This window comes from Streptomyces spororaveus (assembly GCF_016755875.1).
Taxonomy (GTDB): domain Bacteria; phylum Actinomycetota; class Actinomycetes; order Streptomycetales; family Streptomycetaceae; genus Streptomyces; species Streptomyces spororaveus.
The window spans coordinates 3,944,024-3,963,147 of sequence record NZ_BNED01000005.1; the positions used below are offsets into that span (position 1 = coordinate 3,944,024).

At 72.2% G+C, this 19,124-nt stretch carries 17 protein-coding genes; 8 read left to right on the forward strand and 9 right to left on the reverse strand.

The window, feature by feature from the left end; translation table 11 throughout:
* The first annotated feature begins 125 nt into the window (after positions 1-125).
* Together cseC and Sspor_RS20025 are read left to right on the forward strand one after the other, a co-directional pair.
* A complete protein-coding gene (gene cseC, locus Sspor_RS20020) occupies positions 126-1,442 on the forward strand; it encodes a two-component system sensor histidine kinase CseC (protein WP_202200351.1) in 1,317 nt (438 codons plus the stop codon).
* A 71-nt stretch (positions 1,443-1,513) separates the two neighbouring features.
* Positions 1,514-2,740, forward strand: a complete 1,227-nt coding sequence (locus Sspor_RS20025; protein ID WP_202200352.1) for a LamG-like jellyroll fold domain-containing protein — start codon at positions 1,514-1,516, stop codon at positions 2,738-2,740.
* A 106-nt stretch (positions 2,741-2,846) separates the two neighbouring features.
* On the opposite strand, the gene Sspor_RS20030 is transcribed toward Sspor_RS20025, so the two are convergent.
* Positions 2,847-3,440 carry a M23 family metallopeptidase gene (locus Sspor_RS20030; RefSeq protein ID WP_202200353.1) on the reverse strand — a complete coding sequence of 198 codons (594 nt, stop codon included), beginning with the start codon at positions 3,438-3,440 and terminating at the stop codon, positions 2,847-2,849.
* A 317-nt stretch (positions 3,441-3,757) separates the two neighbouring features.
* On the opposite strand from Sspor_RS20030, the gene Sspor_RS20035 reads away from it, so the two are divergent.
* Positions 3,758-6,706, forward strand: coding sequence for an NACHT domain-containing protein (locus tag Sspor_RS20035; RefSeq protein ID WP_237403939.1), 2,949 nt, complete (start codon positions 3,758-3,760; stop codon positions 6,704-6,706).
* A 79-nt stretch (positions 6,707-6,785) separates the two neighbouring features.
* Here the strand turns inward: Sspor_RS20035 and Sspor_RS20040 are convergent, their stop codons facing one another.
* Complete coding sequence (locus Sspor_RS20040) at positions 6,786-9,311, reverse strand: ATP-dependent Clp protease ATP-binding subunit (RefSeq protein WP_202200354.1); 2,526 nt, start codon at positions 9,309-9,311, stop codon at positions 6,786-6,788.
* Between the two features lie 462 nt (positions 9,312-9,773).
* On the opposite strand from Sspor_RS20040, the gene Sspor_RS20045 reads away from it, so the two are divergent.
* The gene (locus Sspor_RS20045; RefSeq protein ID WP_202200355.1) at positions 9,774-10,406 is read left to right on the forward strand and encodes an SCO3374 family protein; all 633 of its coding nucleotides are present in this window, start codon (positions 9,774-9,776) and stop codon (positions 10,404-10,406) included.
* Between the two features lie 4 nt (positions 10,407-10,410).
* Here the strand turns inward: Sspor_RS20045 and Sspor_RS20050 are convergent, their stop codons facing one another.
* The 7 genes from Sspor_RS20050 to Sspor_RS20080 form a co-directional block, all read right to left on the reverse strand.
* Positions 10,411-10,746 (reverse strand): histone-like nucleoid-structuring protein Lsr2, encoded by a 336-nt coding sequence (locus Sspor_RS20050; protein WP_202200356.1) that lies wholly within the window; start codon positions 10,744-10,746, stop codon positions 10,411-10,413.
* Between the two features lie 165 nt (positions 10,747-10,911).
* A complete protein-coding gene (locus Sspor_RS20055) occupies positions 10,912-11,442 on the reverse strand; it encodes an amino-acid N-acetyltransferase (RefSeq protein ID WP_030727070.1) in 531 nt (176 codons plus the stop codon).
* 11 nt (positions 11,443-11,453) lie between these two features.
* Positions 11,454-11,906 carry a BlaI/MecI/CopY family transcriptional regulator gene (locus Sspor_RS20060; protein WP_202200357.1) on the reverse strand — a complete coding sequence of 151 codons (453 nt, stop codon included), beginning with the start codon at positions 11,904-11,906 and terminating at the stop codon, positions 11,454-11,456.
* Between the two features lie 102 nt (positions 11,907-12,008).
* Positions 12,009-12,173 carry a hypothetical protein gene (locus Sspor_RS20065; protein WP_202200358.1) on the reverse strand — a complete coding sequence of 55 codons (165 nt, stop codon included), beginning with the start codon at positions 12,171-12,173 and terminating at the stop codon, positions 12,009-12,011.
* A gap of 14 nt (positions 12,174-12,187) precedes the next feature.
* Positions 12,188-12,751 (reverse strand): hypothetical protein, encoded by a 564-nt coding sequence (locus tag Sspor_RS20070; RefSeq protein ID WP_202203755.1) that lies wholly within the window; start codon positions 12,749-12,751, stop codon positions 12,188-12,190.
* Positions 12,752-12,848: 97 nt separating this feature from the next.
* Complete coding sequence (locus tag Sspor_RS20075; protein WP_202200359.1) at positions 12,849-13,034, reverse strand: DUF397 domain-containing protein; 186 nt, start codon at positions 13,032-13,034, stop codon at positions 12,849-12,851.
* A 227-nt stretch (positions 13,035-13,261) separates the two neighbouring features.
* Positions 13,262-14,392, reverse strand: a complete 1,131-nt coding sequence (locus tag Sspor_RS20080) for a threonine aldolase family protein (RefSeq protein WP_202200360.1) — start codon at positions 14,390-14,392, stop codon at positions 13,262-13,264.
* Positions 14,393-14,504: 112 nt separating this feature from the next.
* On the opposite strand from Sspor_RS20080, the gene Sspor_RS20085 reads away from it, so the two are divergent.
* Genes Sspor_RS20085 through nadC form a run of 4 tightly spaced genes read left to right on the forward strand, consistent with a single transcriptional unit; the run spans position 14,505 to position 19,124 of the window.
* The gene (locus tag Sspor_RS20085) at positions 14,505-15,416 is read left to right on the forward strand and encodes a Rossmann-like and DUF2520 domain-containing protein (protein WP_202200361.1); all 912 of its coding nucleotides are present in this window, start codon (positions 14,505-14,507) and stop codon (positions 15,414-15,416) included.
* Positions 15,413-16,405 (forward strand): pantoate--beta-alanine ligase, encoded by a 993-nt coding sequence (gene panC / locus Sspor_RS20090; protein ID WP_202200362.1) that lies wholly within the window; start codon positions 15,413-15,415, stop codon positions 16,403-16,405. The genes Sspor_RS20085 and panC overlap by 4 nt, the downstream gene beginning before the upstream one ends.
* The gene (locus Sspor_RS20095; protein WP_344550415.1) at positions 16,402-18,153 is read left to right on the forward strand and encodes an L-aspartate oxidase; all 1,752 of its coding nucleotides are present in this window, start codon (positions 16,402-16,404) and stop codon (positions 18,151-18,153) included. The genes panC and Sspor_RS20095 overlap by 4 nt, the downstream gene beginning before the upstream one ends.
* A gap of 2 nt (positions 18,154-18,155) precedes the next feature.
* Complete coding sequence (nadC, locus tag Sspor_RS20100; protein WP_202200363.1) at positions 18,156-19,124, forward strand: carboxylating nicotinate-nucleotide diphosphorylase; 969 nt, start codon at positions 18,156-18,158, stop codon at positions 19,122-19,124.

Consider the following 19,124-nt stretch of genomic DNA (forward strand, 5'->3'; position numbering starts at 1 on the left):
CGCCCCGGTACGGTCGGCTCTGGCCAAGACCTCACTCACCGGTACCCTGCGGCTCCAAGGCCTTGTGCCGAGAACACCTTTCCTCCCCCGGCCGGGGCCGGGACTTTCCACGCAAGAAGACGGGCATGAGACGGTTCACCCTCCGCACGGGGATCCGCTGGAAGATCACAGTCGCCATCGCCTCCGTGGGCGCCCTCGTCACGATCGCGCTCAGCCTGGTGGTGCACAGTGCTGCCCGTGTGTCGATGCTGGAGAGCGCCCGCGAGGTGCAACTGGACCGCGTGCAGTTCATCTCCCGCAACGTCGACGCCGGACGCAAGCCGCCCATGGGGGCCAAGCTCAACGACCCCGAACTGCCCGCCGAACTGCGGCACAAGGCGCAGTCGGGACGGCGCGGGACCTACATCCAGGAGCGGCCGCAGGGGCTGCCCGAGGTGTGGGCCGCCGTACCGCTCGGGAACGGGCAGGTGCTGTCGCTGCACACGCCGTTCCGGGAGGGCGCCAACCTGATCCCCGACCTGGACCGGGCCCTGGTCATCGGCGGCATGTCCGCCGTCATCGGCGGCTCGGCGCTCGGCGTGCTCATCGGCGGGCAGATCTCGCGCCGGCTGCGCAAGGCCGCGGCCGCCGCGCAGCGGGTGGCGCACGGCGATCCCGATGTACGCGTACGGGACGCGGTCGGCGGTGTCGTACGCGACGAGACCGACGACCTCGCGCGGGCCGTGGACGCCATGGCGGACGCCCTCCAGCAGCGGCTGGAGGCCGAGCGGCGGGTGACCGCGGACATCGCGCACGAGCTGCGGACTCCGGTGACGGGCCTGCTCACGGCGGCGGAACTGCTGCCTCCGGGGCGGCCGACGGAGCTGGTGCGGGACCGGGCCCAGGCCCTGCGCGCGCTGGTCGAGGACGTACTGGAGGTGGCCCGGCTGGACAGCGCGTCGGAGCGGGCCGAGCTCCAGGACGTGGCGCTGGGCGAGTTCGTGAGCCGGCGCGTGACGTCGCTGATGCCGGAGGCGACCGTACGGGTCGTCGCGGACGAGATCGTCAGCACCGACCCGCGCCGCCTGGAGCGGATCCTGGGGAACCTGCTGGCCAATGCCGCCCGGTACGGGCAGCCGCCGATCCAGGTCGACGTCGAGGGCCGGGTCGTCCGGGTCCGGGACCACGGGCCGGGCTTCCCGGAGGCACTGCTGCGCGAGGGGCCGAGCCGCTTCCGCACCGGGTCGACGGACCGCGCGGGTGTGGGGCACGGACTGGGGCTGACCATCGCGGAGGGCCAGGCGCGCGTGCTGGGCGCCCGGCTGACCTTCCGTAACGTGGCCGCCCGGGGCGGCTCGGAGCGCGCGGGCGCGGCGGCGGGCGCGGTGGCGGTCCTGTGGCTGCCGGAGCACGCTCCGACGGCGACGGGCAGCTTCCCGATCCTCACGCTGCCGCAGGGCTGAACCGGGGCGGGTCGGGCGGGACGGGTACCGGGCCGTATCCGCCCGGAGGCCGGTGACTTAGCATCCGTGGCATGACCGACGGTACGAATCCCCCGAGCCACCCGCAGCCCGAGCCCGCCCCGGGGAGCGGCGGATACGGGTTCCCGCCGGGACCGCCCGCGCAGGACGGCTACGGCTACCCGACCCCGGCGGGCGGCTACGGCTACCCGCAGGCGGGACAGCAGCCCAACCCGTACCAGCAGGACGCGGGCGGCGGTTACCAGGATGCGGGCGGCGGTTACCCGCAGGACGCGGGGGGTTACCCGCAGGACACGGGCAGTTACCCCCAGGACGCGGGCGGCGGACAGTGGCCCCCGGCCCAGCCGGGCTTCACGAGGCTGGCCGGTCCGGACCTGGCCGGGGCGTCGCAGCAGCCGGACTGGGAGGCCATGGCCGACCGCTCGGCGGCCGAGCGGCGCAAGAAGCGGCTGTGGATGCTGGGCGGCGGGGTGACCGTACTGGCGCTGCTGGCCGGCGGCGGAACGTTCTTCCTGCTGGGCAACGACGACGACGGACAGGACGCCCAGCCCTCGAACTCGGCCTCCGCCTCGCCCGAGCCGGAGGACGCGAAGGGGCCCGCCGCCTACACGGCGACCGTCGCGGGCGACGACACCCTGCTGCGCGACAGCTACGGCAGCATGGGCATCCGGCTGGGCCCCGACCTCAAGGTCGGCCCACTGGGCAAGCGCTTCCAGGTCATCGGCAAGGGCACCGGGAACTCGTGGGCGCAGTCCGCCGAGCCGGTCGTGGACGTGACCAAGAGCTTCACCGTCACGGCCCGCGCCTACAACTCCGCCGCCAAGGGCTCGCGGATCATCATGAGCCAGGGCGACGGGGAGTCCTTCTCCTTCGAGCTGGGCGTGAACGAGGTGAACGGCAAGCAGGCCTGGATCTTCCGCGTGCAGACCGGCGACAAGGGCGCCGCCGCCACCACGCGGACGGTCACCGCCGAGGGGCTCAACATGGTGAAGACGCCCACCTTGCTGATGGCCACCTACGACGCCGAGAAGAAGGCCATCGCGCTCTACGTCGACGGCCAGAAGGCCGGCGAGACCCCGGTGCCGCCCATCTGGCAGGCCCCCGGTCCGCTCCAGCTCGGCCGCTCCAAGCACCACAACATCTGGACCGGTCCCTGGCAGGGCGCCCTGCACAGCCTCAAGACCTACGACATGGCCTTCACGGCGGAGCAGGCCGCCGCCTACAAGGAGGGAAAGCTCGAGCCGTCGCCGAAGCCGACCCATGCCTGGCTGCTCACCTGACCGGTGAGCAGGGCGGGCCGGCCGGTACAACGGGTGCAGCACCCGCGGCGGATGCCGTGGGTGCTGCGGGTACTGCGAGTACTGCGGGTGCCGCGGGCGGCACGGGTCAGACGCGGACGCCGTTGGTGCGCAGGAAGGCCACCGGGTTGACGGCGGAGCCGTAGTTCGGGGTGGTGCGGATCTCGAAGTGCAGGTGCGGGCCGCTGGAGTTGCCGGTGTTGCCGGACAGGGCGATCCGCTGCGAGGCGTTGACCTTCTGGCCGATCCGGACCTGGATCTTCGAGAGGTGCGCGTACTGCGAGTACGTGTTGTTCGCGTGCTTGATCACGATGGCGTTGCCGTACGCGGGGCCGTCGCCGCCGCCGTTGGGGCCCGCCTTGACGACCACGCCGGCGGCCGCGGCCTTGACCGGGGTACCGACCGGAACGGCGAAGTCCTGGCCGGAGTGCTTGTGGGACCACATGGTGCCGCCCTTGCCGAAGGTCGCGGACAGCGTGTACTTCTCCAGCGGCTTGTCCCAGAGACCGGTCTTCGAGGCGCCCGCGGCACCGGCGGCGCCGGCGGCCTTGGCGGTGACGGCGGTCTGCGGGGCGTCTGCGAACGCGGCGGTCGTGCCCGCCCCGAGGGCCAGCACCGCACCGAGAGCGGTGGTGCCGACAGCGATACGGGTACGACGGGTGTAGACGCGCTTCGCGAACATGTGCAGACCTCCGGGGCCGGGGACAGGGGGCTTCACACCTGTCGGAGGCATGAAGTGACCCGGCACGATCGAGCGAGTGCCGGGCTGGCTCATCCTTGGTAACCCGCGCCCCGGTACTTCCCCAAACCTCCCGATTACTAGCGGAACTCGTAGCGGCGCCCGTGTGACGCGTCCCGTTGACGCCTCTCTCCAGGGACAAAGGTCCCGCGGCAGGTCCTGTTTGATCTACGAAACGACCTAGTACGTCCGATATGTCCTGTGCGGCTTGTCACCGAAGCCAGGACGGTTTGCGACCCACGTCACTAGGCTCCAGCGTCGTGGACGCATCGGTGGTGGGGATCCGGCTGGCCTCGGGGGTCGTGACCCCCCTCGTCAGGAAGCTCTTCCGGCAGGAAGAGGCGGGCGCGGGGCTCGTGGACCGGCCGCACCGCATCTCCTCCTACGTGGCCTGGCGCGAGAAACGCGGCCTCGGCGCGGCGGACCTGCGCCGGCTCGCAGACCGACTGGTCGAGGAGGCGTTACGGGCCCCCGGGGAGCGGCCCCTGCCGCCCGGCGAAGAGGCGGGCGTGGCAGCGGCCCTCGCCGCCACCCTGTACGCGCTGGGCGACCTCACCCTGTCCGACGTGGAGGCCGTCCGCCTCGGGCCGCAGGCCTTCGCCCGGCAGCTCCGGGCCGCCGCACCGCACCCCGGACTCTCCCGGGACGCCGAGCTCTTCCACTCCCGCCTGGTGGACCTGGCCTGCCTGCACATCCTGAACTTCTTCACCCGGCGTTCCACCTTCGTGGCGTCGACCCTGGTCGAGCAGAGCCGGCTGCACGCCGAGACCATCGCCAAGGTGGACGAACTGCTGACCCGCCTCCCCCGCCAGGACGGCCGGGACACCGCCTTCGAGGCCCGCTACCTGGACTACCTGGCCCGGCGCCACAGCGCCCTCACCATCTTCGGCCTGGACCTGGAGCCGGGATCCTCCCGCTGGCCGCTGGACGCGGCGTACGTGAGCCTGGAGGTCACCGCCGCCCCCGGGACCCGGGCCGAGGCGCTCCCCGCCCCCTACTCCCTGCCCGCCGAACGGCTGCCGGCCGAGCACCACCGCGTCCTGCTGCGCGGCGAGGCCGGATCCGGGAAGACCACCCTGATCCAGTGGCTGGCCGTCTCCGCCGCCCGGGACCCCCGCGCGGGGACCGTCCCCTTCGTCCTGCCGCTGCGCAGCCTGACCCGGCACGGGGAGCGGCTGCCCGCGCCCCACGAGTTCCAGGCCGGCTCCCCGCTGGCCGGGGAGGCCCCCGAAGGCTGGGAGGGCCGGGTCCTGCGCGACGGCCGCGCCCTCCTGCTGGTCGACGGCGTCGACGAGATCCCGGCGGCCGAACGCGACCGGGCCCGGGACTGGCTCGCGAACCTGATGACCGCCTACCCCGGCAACCGCTGGCTGGTCACCTCACGGCCCTCGGCGGTCCGCCCGGACTGGCTCCGGGACGAGGACTTCACCGAGGTGACCCTGGCACCGATGAGCTGGGCGAACGTCGGGGCCTTCATCGAGCGCTGGCACACCGCCGCGGCGGCCCCGGAGGGGTACGCGGACCTGCTGCTGGACTCCGTACGCACCAAACCGGACCTGGCGCGCCTCGCCACCAACCCGCTGCTGTGCGGACTGATCTGCGCCCTGCACCGCGAGCGCCGGGGATTCCTGCCGGCCGGCCGCAAGGAGCTGTACACGGCCGCCCTGTCGATGCTGCTGCACCGACGCGACCGCGAGCGGGGCCTGCGGCTGCCCGACCTGGCCGAGGAGCCCCAGCTGCAACTGCTCCAACGGCTCGCCCACTGGCTGATCCGCAACGGCCGCACCGAGATGGACCGGTCCCGGGCCGAGGATCTGATCGCCGGCGCGCTGCCGGCCGTCCCCGTCGCCCGTGTCCTGGGCGAGGCGCCGCTGGTGTACCGGCACTTCCTGGAACGCACCGGACTGCTGCGGGCGCCCACCGAGGACACCGTCGAGTTCGTCCACCGCACCTTCCAGGACTACCTGGGCGCCCGGGCCGCCCTCGACGAGGGCGGGGTCGGCGAGCTCGCCGGGCACTCGGACGACGACCAGTGGGAGGACGTCATCCGCATGGCGGTCGCCCAGGGGCGGCCGCGCGAGCGCACCGAGATCATCCGGGCCCTCCTCGACCGGGGCACCGACCGGTCCGTGCTCCTCGCCTACGCCTCCCTCCAGTTCGCGGCGGAACTCGACCCCGCGCTGCGCGCCGAGGCCGAGGCCGCCGTACGGCACCTGCTGCCGCCGCGGAACATCGACGAGGCGCAGGAACTCGGCCGGACGGGCCCGCTGGTGCTGGAGCTGCTCGCCGACCCCGGCACGGCGGACGATCACGAGGCCCTGATGGCCGTCACAGCGGCCGGCGAGACCGTCTCGGAGCTGGCGATCCCCTACCTGGCGCGCTTCCACGACTCGTCGTCGCCGGAGGTCCGGCGGGCCCTGGTCTCGCTGTGGGGCCGCTTCGACACCCGCGCGTACGCCCGGGAGGTGCTCGCACGCCTCACCCCGCCCCCGACCGGCCTGCTCGTGCGCACGGACACCCAGGCCGACGCCCTGTGCGCCTTCGCCGGGCCCCCGGGCCTCGTGGTCGGCAGTGAGGTGACCCGGCCCGCCTTGTCGGAGCTGTTCTCGCGCGTCAGGGTGTCGGAGCTGAGTATCGACGGGCACCGGAACCTCGGTGACCTCGACTTCCTGCGCGGTCAGACGTCACTGGAACGGCTGCGCATCAGCCGGTGCGACCCCTCCACCGACGTGAGCGGCCTGCGGCGCCTGCCCCTGCGGACCGCGCACCTGGACTTCGGCACCCCGGGCGTGCACGAGGCCATCGCGACCTGGGACCACCTGAGCCACCTGGAGCTGTACTCGCCGCAGCCGTGGTCGGCCCGGAGGCTCGCCCCCGGGGCGCGTCTGGTGCACCTGGTCCTGGACACCCCGGCGGCGGACGTGACGGACCTGGGCCGGCACACGGAGCTGCGCGTCCTGAACCTCGGCCACCGCTGGCGGCCGGCAGGCCCGGCGGACTGGGCGGAGCTGTCGCGGCTGGAGCGGCTGGAGGAGCTCGCCGTGCCGGAGGAGGCGCTGGAAGGGCTCGTCCGGCACGTCCGGCTGCCGGCTCTGCGGACCCTGCAGCTGTACGGGGACCGGACGCTGGCGCCGGGGATGGAGGAGCGGCTGGGCGAGCGGTTCCCGGGGGCCGTGGTGGAGCCGTACGGCCCCGTGGGTGAGCAGTGACCCGTCGGCCTGACGACAGAAAAAGGGGCGGCCCCGGGACCGAAGTCCCGGGGCCGCCCCTTTTACCGCTCAGTCGCGCTTACGCGCCCTTCGACAGGTCCGGGCCGGAGCCCGTGGCCTCGATCGGGGGGAGGTCCGGCAGAGCCGACTTCTCCTCGCCGCGGAAGGTGAACTTGGCGTTCTCGCCCTCACCCTCCTTGCCGACGACCACGATGTGACCGGGGCGCAGCTCGCCGAAGAGGATCTTCTCCGACAGGATGTCCTCGATCTCGCGCTGGATGGTCCGGCGCAGCGGCCGGGCACCCAGGATCGGGTCGTAGCCGCGCTTGGCGAGCAGGAGCTTCGCGTCACCGCTCAGCTCGATGCCCATGTCGCGGTCCTTGAGGCGCTCGTCGACCTTGGCGATCATGAGGTCGACGATCTGGATGATGTCTTCCTCGGTGAGCTGGTGGAAGACGACCGTGTCGTCGACACGGTTGAGGAACTCGGGCCGGAAGTGCTGCTTGAGCTCTTCGTTGACCTTCGCCTTCATCCGGTCGTATCCGGTCTTGGTGTCGCCCTGGGCCGCGAAGCCCAGGTTGAAGCCCTTCGAGATGTCCCGGGTACCCAGGTTGGTCGTCATGATGATGACCGTGTTCTTGAAGTCCACGACCCGGCCCTGGGAGTCGGTCAGGCGACCGTCCTCCAGGATCTGGAGAAGGGAATTGAAGATATCCGGGTGGGCCTTCTCGACCTCGTCGAAGAGGACGACGGAGAACGGCTTGCGGCGCACCTTCTCGGTGAGCTGGCCGCCCTCTTCGTAGCCCACGTAGCCGGGGGGCGAACCGAAGAGACGGGAAACCGTGTGCTTCTCGCTGAACTCCGACATGTCGAGGGAGATCAGTGCGTCCTCGTCGCCGAAGAGGAATTCGGCGAGCGTCTTCGAGAGCTCGGTCTTACCGACACCGGACGGACCGGCGAAGATGAACGAGCCACCCGGGCGCTTCGGGTCCTTCAGGCCCGCACGGGTACGGCGGATCGCCTGGGAGAGCGCCTTGATGGCGTCCTTCTGGCCGATGACCCGACGGTGGAGCTCGTCTTCCATGCGGAGCAGTCGCGAGGACTCCTCCTCGGTGAGCTTGAAGACGGGAATGCCGGTCGCGGTCGCGAGGACTTCGGCGATGAGCTCGCCGTCGACCTCGGCGACGACGTCCATGTCGCCGGCCTTCCATTCCTTCTCGCGCTTGGTCTTCGCCGCCAGCAGCTGCTTCTCCTTGTCGCGGAGGGAGGCTGCCTTCTCGAAGTCCTGGGAGTCGATGGCCGACTCCTTGTCGCGGCGCACGCCCGCGATCTTCTCGTCGAACTCGCGGAGGTCCGGCGGTGCGGTCATCCGGCGGATGCGCATCCGGGAGCCGGCCTCGTCGATCAGGTCGATCGCCTTGTCCGGGAGGAAGCGGTCCGAGATGTACCGGTCCGCCAGCGTCGCCGCCTGGACGAGGGCCTCGTCCGTGATGGAGACGCGGTGGTGGGCCTCGTAGCGGTCGCGCAGGCCCTTGAGGATCTCGATCGTGTGGGGGAGGGAAGGCTCCGCCACCTGGATCGGCTGGAAGCGGCGCTCAAGGGCCGCGTCCTTCTCAAGGTGCTTGCGGTACTCGTCGAGCGTCGTGGCACCGATGGTCTGGAGCTCACCACGGGCCAGCATGGGCTTGAGGATGCTGGCGGCGTCGATCGCGCCCTCGGCGGCGCCCGCACCCACGAGGGTGTGGAGCTCGTCGATGAACAGGATGATGTCGCCGCGGGTGCGGATCTCCTTGAGCACCTTCTTCAGGCGCTCCTCGAAGTCACCGCGGTAGCGGGAACCCGCGACCAGGGCGCCGAGGTCGAGCGTGTAGAGGTGCTTGTCCTTGAGCGTCTCGGGAACCTCGCCCTTGACGATCGCCTGGGCCAGGCCCTCGACGACGGCGGTCTTGCCGACGCCGGGCTCGCCGATGAGGACCGGGTTGTTCTTCGTACGGCGGGACAGCACCTGCATGACCCGCTCGATCTCCTTCTCGCGCCCGATGACCGGGTCGAGCTTGGATTCGCGGGCCGCCTGGGTGAGGTTGCGGCCGAACTGGTCCAGGACGAGCGAGGTCGAGGGCGTGCCCTCGGCCGGGCCGCCGGCCGTGGCCGACTCCTTGCCTCCACCGGTGTAGCCGGAGAGCAGCTGGATGACCTGCTGCCGGACTCGGTTGAGATCGGCGCCCAGCTTCACGAGGACCTGGGCGGCGACGCCCTCGCCCTCGCGGATCAGGCCGAGCAGGATGTGCTCGGTGCCGATGTAGTTGTGGCCGAGCTGGAGGGCCTCTCGGAGCGAAAGCTCCAGGACCTTCTTCGCCCGCGGGGTGAAGGGGATGTGGCCGGAAGGGGCCTGCTGCCCCTGTCCGATGATCTCCTCAACCTGCTGGCGAACAGCCTCGAGCGAAATCCCGAGGCTCTCCAGGGCCTTAGCGGCGACACCCTCACCCTCGTGGATCAAGCCCAGGAGGATGTGCTCGGTGCCGATGTAGTTGTGGTTGAGCATCCGGGCTTCTTCCTGAGCCAGGACGACAACCCGCCGCGCGCGGTCGGTGAACCTCTCGAACATCGTTTATCGCTCCTCAGAGCGGTCGGGCAGTTCGGGGTCGGTCCCCGCCCTGTCCTTCCGCATGCTAGTCCCGCGGGGCGGGACAGCTCATTCCAACTGCCGACATCCGTCTGCGGCTCACCCCTGCATCAGCGGGAAAACCGGCTTGAAGAGCCGACAACTGCTCCAACTCGATGGTGCGAGACGATGTTCCCGCAGGCCAGGCAGATACCCGTCATGCGTGTACGCCGACGGCGAACGGAGGCCCGTCAAATCAGCGTGTCGCCCCGATCCACTAGGAATGTCTTACCCGTAAGGACTGACACTCCATGCCGGTGGCACCGGTTCCCTCCGCTAAGGGCGAACACAGTTGCGTCCCGAATGTGGACTCCGTACTGCACGGATGTTTACGTTCCGCACGGCGGTGAGTGCGGTGTGTCACATCGAGCGTAACCCCGGGGCGTTTCGGAAGTTGCTCCGGACATGGCCGTGACCCTTCCGCCGTTCGCCCCGTTGACCGTGCCGCCGTCCCGCCCGGCGCCCGAGGAGGACGCGTGCGCCTCCTGGTACCGGAGAGTGCTCGGCTGGACCGTGACGGGCGGGCCGCCCGCCCAGCTCGCGACCGGGGTCCGGTTCGACGTGCTGGAGCTGCCGTCCGACGCGGGGGCCGCGCTGCTGCGCAGGCCCGTCGACACCGGCCCGGTGGCCCTGATGGGGCGCCGGATGCGGTTCCTGGTGGCCGCGGGGAGCGCGGAGGAGCTGGACGGGCTGCTCGACTGGCTGGAGTGGGGCGGAGTCGCCCTCGATCTCACCGCCCTGGGTGCGGGCGGCCGGATCACCGCACCGCTGCCGCCGGGACATTCCGTACGGGACGGGAGTCCCCGGGGGGCCGCCGTGTGGCTACGGCCCCCCGAGCAGGGGTGCGAGGCAGTTCTGCCTGCCCTGTCCGGTCCGGGACAGGGTGCCGGTCCCGGGCGGGTGAGCGCCGGGCCCGATCTCGTGCGCCTGGTCTCCGCGGCGGCGACGGAATGCCACCGCGCGCGGCTCCGGCGCCGTACGCCCCTGCGGAGCGCCGTGGCCGGGCCTCCCTCACGGGCCGGCCGGGTCAGTCCCTGACGGGTCAGCCCCGGTTCTCGTAGGCGTCGCGGATGTCCTGCGGCACGCGACCGCGGTCGTTGACGCTCATGCCCTGGGACTTCGCCCAGGCGCGGATCTCGGCGGTGTCCGGGTTGCCGGACGCCGCCGCCGTGCGGCCCTTGGCGCGACCGGCGGACGCGCGGCCACCGGTGCGGCGGCCGCCCTTGGTGTACGGGTCGAGCAGACCGCGGAGCTTTTCAGCGTTGGCGGTGGTGAGGTCGATCTCGTAGGTCTTGCCATCCAGAGCGAACGTCACCGTCTCGTCCGCCTCGCCACCGTCGAGGTCGTCGACAAGAAGGACCTGAACCTTCTGTGCCACCGGGATTTCCTTTCATCGAAAAGCAGTACGCGGAAAGGAAACCGCTTTTGCCTGGAAAACACAAACCCCCGGGGAGAGGTTCGAGACCGCAACAGGGCGGGAAACGTACGCGATTCGGACATAGGCCACAGGTGCGCGGAGGGCCGGAAAAGCTGAGGCCATCGATCAGAGGTGCAGAAGCATCCGACTGTTGCCCAAGGTGTTCGGCTTCACTCGTTCGAGACCGAGGAACTCGGCGACACCCTCGTCATAGGAACGCAGCAGCTCCATGTAGACATCGGTCTTGACCGGGGTCTCGCCGATCTCGACGAAGCCGTGCTTCGCGAAGAACTCGACTTCGAAGGTCAGGCAGAAAACCCGGCTCACCCCGAGGGTTCGGGCCGTGCGCAACAACTGCTCCAGCACCTGATGCCCGACTCCGGCACCCTTCAAGCCCCGGTCGACGGCGAGAGTGCGTACTTCGGCAAGGTCTTCCCACATCACGTGGAGAGCGCCGCAGCCGACGACCTGTCCGTCGGACTCGCGTTCCGCGACCCAGAACTCCTGGATGTCCTCGTAAAGCACGACCGGAGCTTTGTCGAGCAGGATCCGCTGCTGCACGTACTGGTCGAGGAGGCGGCGCAGCGCGGGAACATCACGCGTCCGGGCACGGCGGATCGTCACTGTTTCTGCATGTGCAGTGGAAAACTCTCCCATGGCTGCGGACGTTATCGCCCCGGCTCCTGCGGGTGCTCGCCGGACTCCCCCTCGGCCACGGGCGGAGCGGGAGGTTCGGGGGCGGCGTCGGCGCCCGACCCGTCGTCGTACTGGACGACGCGCACGGCGTCCCGGAGGGCTTCCCGCTGTTCCGCGGACATCATGCCGAAGAAGGCCACGAGGGCGGCCGCGGGGTTGTCGCTCGTCGACCAGGCTTCGTTCATCAGTGCGGCCGAGTAGGCGGCGCGGGTGGAGACCGCCGTATATCGATAGGCGCGGCCTTCGGCTTCCCGGCGGACCCAGCCCTTCTGATGGAGATTGTCCATAACGGTCATGACCGTGGTGTACGCGATGGACCGTTCCTGCTGGAGGTCTTCCAGTACTTCTCGCACGGTGACCGGGCGGTTCCACTGCCACACCCGTGTCATGACGGCGTCTTCGAGTTCTCCCAAGGGGCGAGGCACACCAGCACGATAGTGCGGCTTGTGCGGAATTGCCCGACTATTCACTCGGCAACGCGCAACAAAATCGGGCGCGCAGCCGGTGAGGCCGCACGCCCGGAGGGGTTACTTCTGCTGCTGGGCGGCTTCGGCCCGGGCGAGCACGGCGTCGACCGCCGCGTCTTCCTTGGCCTTGTTGGAACCGCCCTGGCTCTTCACGATCGTCACGACGAGAGCGATGAAGAACGCGGCCATCACGAAGGGGGGCACGAGCGCGGAGACATAGTCCATGCCCCACAGCGTAGCTACCCGGCGGCCAGCCCGGCCGCCGGGGGCGGGGTGGGCTTGCGGCGCGGCGGGAACACCTCACCGGGGGTCGGGATGGGCCGCTCCGGGCGCGGCGGCTCCTTGGGGTGCGGTGCCGGACGGGCCGGCTGGTCGTCCTTCTCCTTGCCGCCGGCCAGGGCCAGCAGCCGGGTCCGGGGCGCGGGGGCGGTCGACAGCCGCCGCCGTACGGAGCGCTCCGCGACCGCGCGGGCCCGTTCCAGCAGTGCGGCGGCGACCGGATTGGCGCGGAGCGCGCGCAGGGCGGCGAGGTCGTCGGGCTCCGGTTCGTACCCGGCGGCCAGTGCGTCCTGCAGCAGCTCCAGGTAGCCGGAGAGACTGCCGGGCAGGGCGCCGCGGTAGCGGGCGAGGTCCGCGAGGAGGAACGCTCTGAGCCGGCCCGCCTCCTGGACCGCGTCGTCCACCGACTGCGCGAGGCGCAGGCAGTCCTGGACCTCCTCGGCCGCCAGGGGGGCCGAGGAGGACTGAAGGGCGTGGGCGAGGAGGCGCCTGAGCAGGTGCAGCTCAGCGGCGCTGAACGCCATGCCGCCGCAGGATCCGTAGGGCGTGGGCATGGGCCGAAGATACGCGCTAATCGGACAAAATCCCCTCAGCGTGGGCGCGGCGCGCTCGGCGGGTCCCTCAGCCGGTCTCTTTCACCGCGCGCAGGAAATCCGCCCAGGCGGCCTGGGTGGTGGCGAGCACGAGGTGGGCGGGGTCGGCGCGGTCGGCGACCTTGACGAGGGCTCCGGGGGCGGTGGCGACGTAGACGCAGGCGTCGCCCTCACTGCAGAACGAGGACTTCCGCCACACGGGCTGAGCGGTCATGGTGTCTCCTCCGGGCACGGTGGCCGGTAATTGCCGTCAATGACGGTAACTCCGCGGCCGGGCCGCGCCGGCGGCTTTCGGGAATTCGGCGTTTCGCCCTTGCCTTCCGGGGGGCGGTGCGGGTACCGCTGAGCTGGTCCTCTCCCCGCCCCGCCCCGTCGCCGTTTCCCGCGGCCGCGCCCCGGACCCCGCGCCTCAAACGCCTGGCGGGGCTGGACTCGCACCCCCTAAATGCGGGCCACGAAGGCCGAGACCGCTTCGTGGACGTCGGACTCCGTCCAGGACAGGCCGGGCTCGGTGATCTCCAGTTCGGTCACCGCCAGGCCCGGCGGGCCGTCGGCGGACCAGCGGCGGAAGAGGACCGTGCCCGTCTCCTCGGCCTGCCGCAGGCCCGCCTCCGTCAGCCGGTCCGGCTCGTACGGGAGCCACACCTGGAACTGGTGGGTGTGCGGCTCCTCCGGATTGATCCGGGCCCACGGCACCCCCGAGTCCGCGAACGCCGAGCGCAGCGCCCGGGCCACCGTCCGCGCCTGGGCCACGTACGACGGCAGCCGGGGCAGTTCCCGTTCCAGCCCGGCCAGCGCCGAGAGGGCCTGCGGGAACTGCCGGAAGACCTGGCCGCCGTAGCGGTGCCGCCAGACCCGGGTCTCCTCCACGAACCCCCGCGGCCCCGCCAGGGCCGCCCCGCTCAGGCCCCCGAGCGATTTGTAGAACGAGACGTAGACCGAGTCCGCCAGGCCCGCGATCTCGGGCAGGGTGCGGCCGAAGTGGACGGTGGACTCCCACAGCCGGGCCCCGTCGAAGTGGACGACCGCCTCCCGCTCCCGGGCCGCCTCGGTGAGCGCCTCCAGCTCCTCCCAGGTGGGCAGCAGGAAGCCCGCGTCCCGCAGGGGCAGCTCCACCATCAGCGTGCCGAAGGGCTCCCGGAGGGCCTCGACGTCCGCGGCCGACGGCTGGCGGGCCTCGGTCGTCGGGTGCGCGACCCGCAGTCCGGAGACGGCCGACAGGGCGTCCCCCTCCCACCGCTCCGGATGGCTCATCGGGTGCAGGGCCACCACCGGGTTCCCGGTCCGGCCCGCCCAGCAGCGCAGCGCGATCTGCTGCGCCATCGTGCCGCTGGGGAAGAACGCCGCGTCCTCGGTCCCCAGCAGTCCGGCGACCTTGCGCTCCAGTTCGGCGACGACCCCGTCGCCGTAGACGTCGGCCGGCCCGTCCATGTCGTACGGGGCTCCGGCGAGCGAGCCGAGCAGCTCCCCCACCGTGGGTTCCAGCAGGCTGCGGGACAGCCTCCGCTCCGCCCCGCGCCACGCCGCGACCAGCCGCTTCGTACGTTCCGTGTCCTCGCTGTCGTCACTCATGGACAAAGATCCTCGCTCCTGTCGCCACCGACCGGCCAACTGCCCCAGGGGCTAGCATGGCGGCGTATCGTCCGGTACCCCCCGCGGACTGGAACGGAAGGGCCCTCCCCGCGTGAATCCATCACAGCAGCCACGCCCTGCCCGGCTCGCCGTCGGCGTCGTCGGAGCCGGCCGCGTCGGTCCCGCGCTGGCGTGTGCGCTCCAGCAGGCCGGGCACCGGCCCGTCGCCGTCTCCGGAGTCTCGGACACCTCCGTGCGCCGCGCCGCGCGGATGCTGCCCGATGTGCCGCTCGTACCGCCCGCGCAGGTGCTGGAGCTGGCGGATCTGGTGCTCCTGACCGTCCCCGACGACGCCCTGCCGTCCCTCGTGGAGGGCCTCGCCGAGACCGGCGCGGTCCGGCCCGGACAGCTCCTGGTGCACACCTCCGGCCGGTACGGGACCTCCGTGCTCGACCCCGCGCGCCGCGCGGGCGCGCTGCCGCTGGCCCTGCACCCGGCGATGACCTTCACCGGCACCGAGGTGGACGTACAGCGGCTCGCCGGCTGCTCCTTCGGCGTCACCGCCCCCGAGGAGCTGCGGCTGGCCGCCGAGGCCCTGGTCATCGAGATGGGCGGGGAGCCCGAGTGGATCGCGGAGGAGAACCGTCCGCTCTACCACGCGGCCCTGGCCCTCGGCGCGAACCACCTGGTCACCCTCGTCGCCCAGTCGATGGAGCTGCTGGCCCGGGCCGGGGTGGAGCACCCCGACCGGATGCTCGGCCCGCTGCTCGGCGCGGCCCTCGACAACGCCCTGCGCTCCGGTGACGCCGCCCTGACCGGGCCGGTGGCCCGCGGGGACGCCGGTACGGTCGCCGCGCACGTCTCGGAGCTGCGCAGGCACGCGCCGGGCGCGGTCGCCGGGTACCTGGCGATGGCCCGCACCACCGCGGACCGGGCCCTCGCGCACGGTCTGCTCAAGCCCGAACTCGCCGAGGACCTGCTCGGTGTGCTCGCCGACACGGAGTCCGACGGGGGCGACCGGTGACCGACCTGCTGCTGCACACCGCCCGGGAGCTGTACGAGCTGCCGCGCACCGGCCGCCGGGCCGTGGTGATGACCATGGGGGCCCTCCACGAGGGCCACGCCACCTTGATCCGCACGGCCCGCGAACAGGCCGGGCCCGAGGGCCAGGTCGTCGTCACCGTCTTCGTCAACCCGCTGCAGTTCGGGGCGGGCGAGGACCTCGACCGCTACCCGCGCACGCTCGACGCGGACCTGGCGATCGCCGAGGAGGCGGGCGCCGACGCGGTGTTCGCCCCCGCGGTCGACGAGGTCTACCCGGGCGGCGACCCGCAGGTGCGGATCACCGCCGGTCCCATGGGCGAGCGCCTCGAAGGGGCCACCCGCCCCGGGCACTTCGACGGGATGCTGACCGTCGTGGCCAAGCTGCTCCACCTCACCCGCCCCGACCTGGCCCTCTTCGGCCAGAAGGACGCGCAGCAACTGGCCCTGATCCGGCGGATGGTGACCGACCTGAACTTCCCCGTCGAGGTGGTCGGCGTACCGACCGTCCGCGAGGAGGACGGGCTCGCGCTGTCGTCCCGCAACCGCTACCTCTCCCCGGCCGAGCGGCACACCGCCCTGGCGCTGTCCCGCGCCCTGTTCGCCGGGCGCGACCGGCTCGCCGCGCAGGCGGCGCTGCGCGCCCGCGCGGAGGCGTCCCCGGCCAGCGACGAGCGGGCCACCGCCCTGGCCCGCCTCGGCGAGATCCGCGCCTCCGCCGACGCGCACGCCGTCTCGGCGGCGGGCGCCGGGCTGCCGGACGCCGTACGGGCCGCCGCGCTGCACGTCCTGGACGAGGCGGGCCGCCACGAGCCGCCGATCGTGCTCGACTACCTGGCGCTGGTGGACCCGCTGGACTTCACCGAGACCGGACCGGACTTCACCGGGCAGGCCGTGCTGGCCGTCGCCGCGAAGGTGGGCTCGACCCGGCTGATCGACAACATCCCATTGGAATTCGGAGCACACTCGTGAGCACCCCAGGCAGAGGCATTCCGTCGGGCGGGGCAGGCGCGGGCACCGGTATACGGCTGCACGCACCGGCCCCCGGCTGGTCCCTCGACGCCGACGTCGTGGTCGTCGGTTCCGGCGTGGCGGGTCTGACCGCCGCGCTGCGCTGCGCCGCCGGGGGCCGCCGTACCGTCGTGGTCACCAAGGCCCGGCTCGACGACGGCTCCACCCGCTGGGCCCAGGGCGGCATCGCCGCGGCCCTCGGCGAGGGCGACACCCCGGAGCAGCACCTCGACGACACCCTGGTCGCCGGGGCGGGCCTGTGCGACGAGGAGGCCGTCCGGCTGCTCGTCACCGAGGGCCCCGACGCGGTACGGCGGCTGATGGCCACCGGCGCGGTCTTCGACACCTCCACGGAGACCGGCGAGATAGAACTGACCCGCGAGGGCGGACACCACCGCCGCCGGATCGCGCACGCGGGCGGCGACGCCACCGGCGCCGAGATCTCGCGGGCGCTCGTCGAGGCCGTGCAGGCCGCGGGCATCGAGACCGTGGAGAACGCCCTCGTACTGGACCTGCTGCAGGACGCGCAGGGCCGTACGGCCGGTGTCACCCTGCACGTCATGGGCGAGGGCCAGCACGACGGGGTCGGCGCCGTGCACGCGCCCGCCGTGATCCTCGCGACCGGCGGCATGGGCCAGGTCTTCTCGGCGACCACCAACCCGTCGGTGTCCACCGGCGACGGCGTGGCGCTCGCGCTGCGGGCCGGCGCGGAGGTCTCCGACCTGGAGTTCGTGCAGTTCCACCCGACGGTGCTCTTCCTCGGCCCGGACGCCGAGGGCCAGCAGCCGCTGGTGTCGGAGGCGGTCCGGGGCGAGGGCGCGTACCTCGTCGACGCGGACGGCGTGCGCTTCATGCAGGGGCAGCACGAGCTGGCCGAGCTGGCGCCGCGCGACATCGTTGCCAAGGGCATCATGCGCCGCATGCAGGAGCAGGGCGCGCAGCACATGTACCTCGACGCCCGGCACTTCGGCGCGCAGATGTGGGAGCAGCGCTTCCCGACCATCCTGGCCGCCTGCCGCTCCCACGGCATCGACCCGGTGAGCGAGCCCATCCCGGTGGCGCCCGCCGCGCACTACGCGTCCGGCGGCGTCCGGACCGACCTGCACGGGCGGACCACGGTCCCCGGCCTGTACGCCTGCGGCGAGGTCGCCTGCACCGGTGTGCACGGCGCGAACCGGCTCGCCTCCAACTCGCTGCTGGAGGGTCTGGTCTTCGCCGAGCGGATCGCCGAGGACATCGTCGCCGAGGGGGCCGCCGGCAGCGGCCCGGGCATACCGGTCCCGGCGACCGGCCCGCTGCAGCCCGCCGGCGCCCGGTACGAGGTCCAGCGGATCATGACGCAGGGCGCGGGCGTGCTCCGCTCCGCCGACTCGCTCAGTGCCGCGGCCGACGCCCTGGAAGCGCTGTACGCCACCGCCCTGAACGACCTGGAAGCGCACGGCAAGACCGCCGAGCCGGGTGTGGACACCTGGGAGGCCACGAACCTGCTGTGCGTGGCGCGGGTCCTGGTCGCCGCGGCGCAGCGGCGCGTGGAGACCCGCGGCTGCCACTGGCGCGAGGACCACCCCGAGCGGGACGATGCGCACTGGCGCCGCCACCTCGTCGTCCGGCTCTCGGCGACCGAGAAGCGCGCCCTGGTCGTCGTACCCACCGACTCCGCGGACTTCCCGTCCGTGCACCCCCTGAGCACCCCGAGCCTGGAGCAGTGACCGTGAGCACCCCCGAACTTCCCCTGATCGACCAGAACGACGGCGGCTGCGGCGACGACTGCGCCTGCGGCGACGGCGAGGAGAGCGGCCTGGACCCGGCGCTGGCGCAGCTGCTGGCGGACGCGGGCCTGGACCCGATCGAGGTCGAGGACATCGCGCACATGGCGCTGTCCGAGGACCTGGACGGGGGCGTGGACGTGACGACCGTCGCGACCGTGCCGGAGGAGGCCGAGGCCGTCGCCGACTTCGTCGCGCGCGAGAGCGGTGTCGTGGCCGGTCTGCGGATCGCCGAGGCCGTGTTCTCCGTGGTGTGCACGGAGGCCTTCGAGGTGGAGCGGCACGCGGAGGACGGCGACACCGTCGAGGCCGGGCAGCTGCTGCTGTCCGTGCGCTCGCGCACGCGTGACCTGCTCACGGCGGAGCGCAGCGCGCTGAACATCATGTGCCGCCTGTCGGGCATCGCGACGGCCACCCGCCGCTGGGCCGACGTGCTGGAGGGCACCTCGGCGAAGGTCCGCGACACCCGCAAGACCACGCCGGGCCTGCGCGCGCTGGAGAAGTACGCGGTGCGCTGCGGCGGCGGCGTCAACCACCGGATGTCGCTGGCGGACGCGGCGCTGGTCAAGGACAACCACGTGGTGGCGGCGGGCGGTGTCGCCCAGGCCTTCAAGGCCGTGCGCGAGGCCTTCCCCGAGGTCCCGATCGAGGTCGAGGTCGACACGCTGGAGCAGATCGGCGAGGTCCTGGAGGCCGGCGCCGACCTGATCCTGCTGGACAACTTCACGGTCGGGCAGACCGCCGAGGCCGTGGCCCTGGTGGCCGGCCGCGCGGTGCTGGAGTCCTCGGGCCGCCTGACCCTGGACACCGCCCGCGCGTACGCGGAGACCGGCGTGGACTACCTGGCGGTCGGCGCGCTGACCCACTCCTCGCCGATCCTGGACATCGGGCTCGATCTGCGCGAGGCGGTGTAA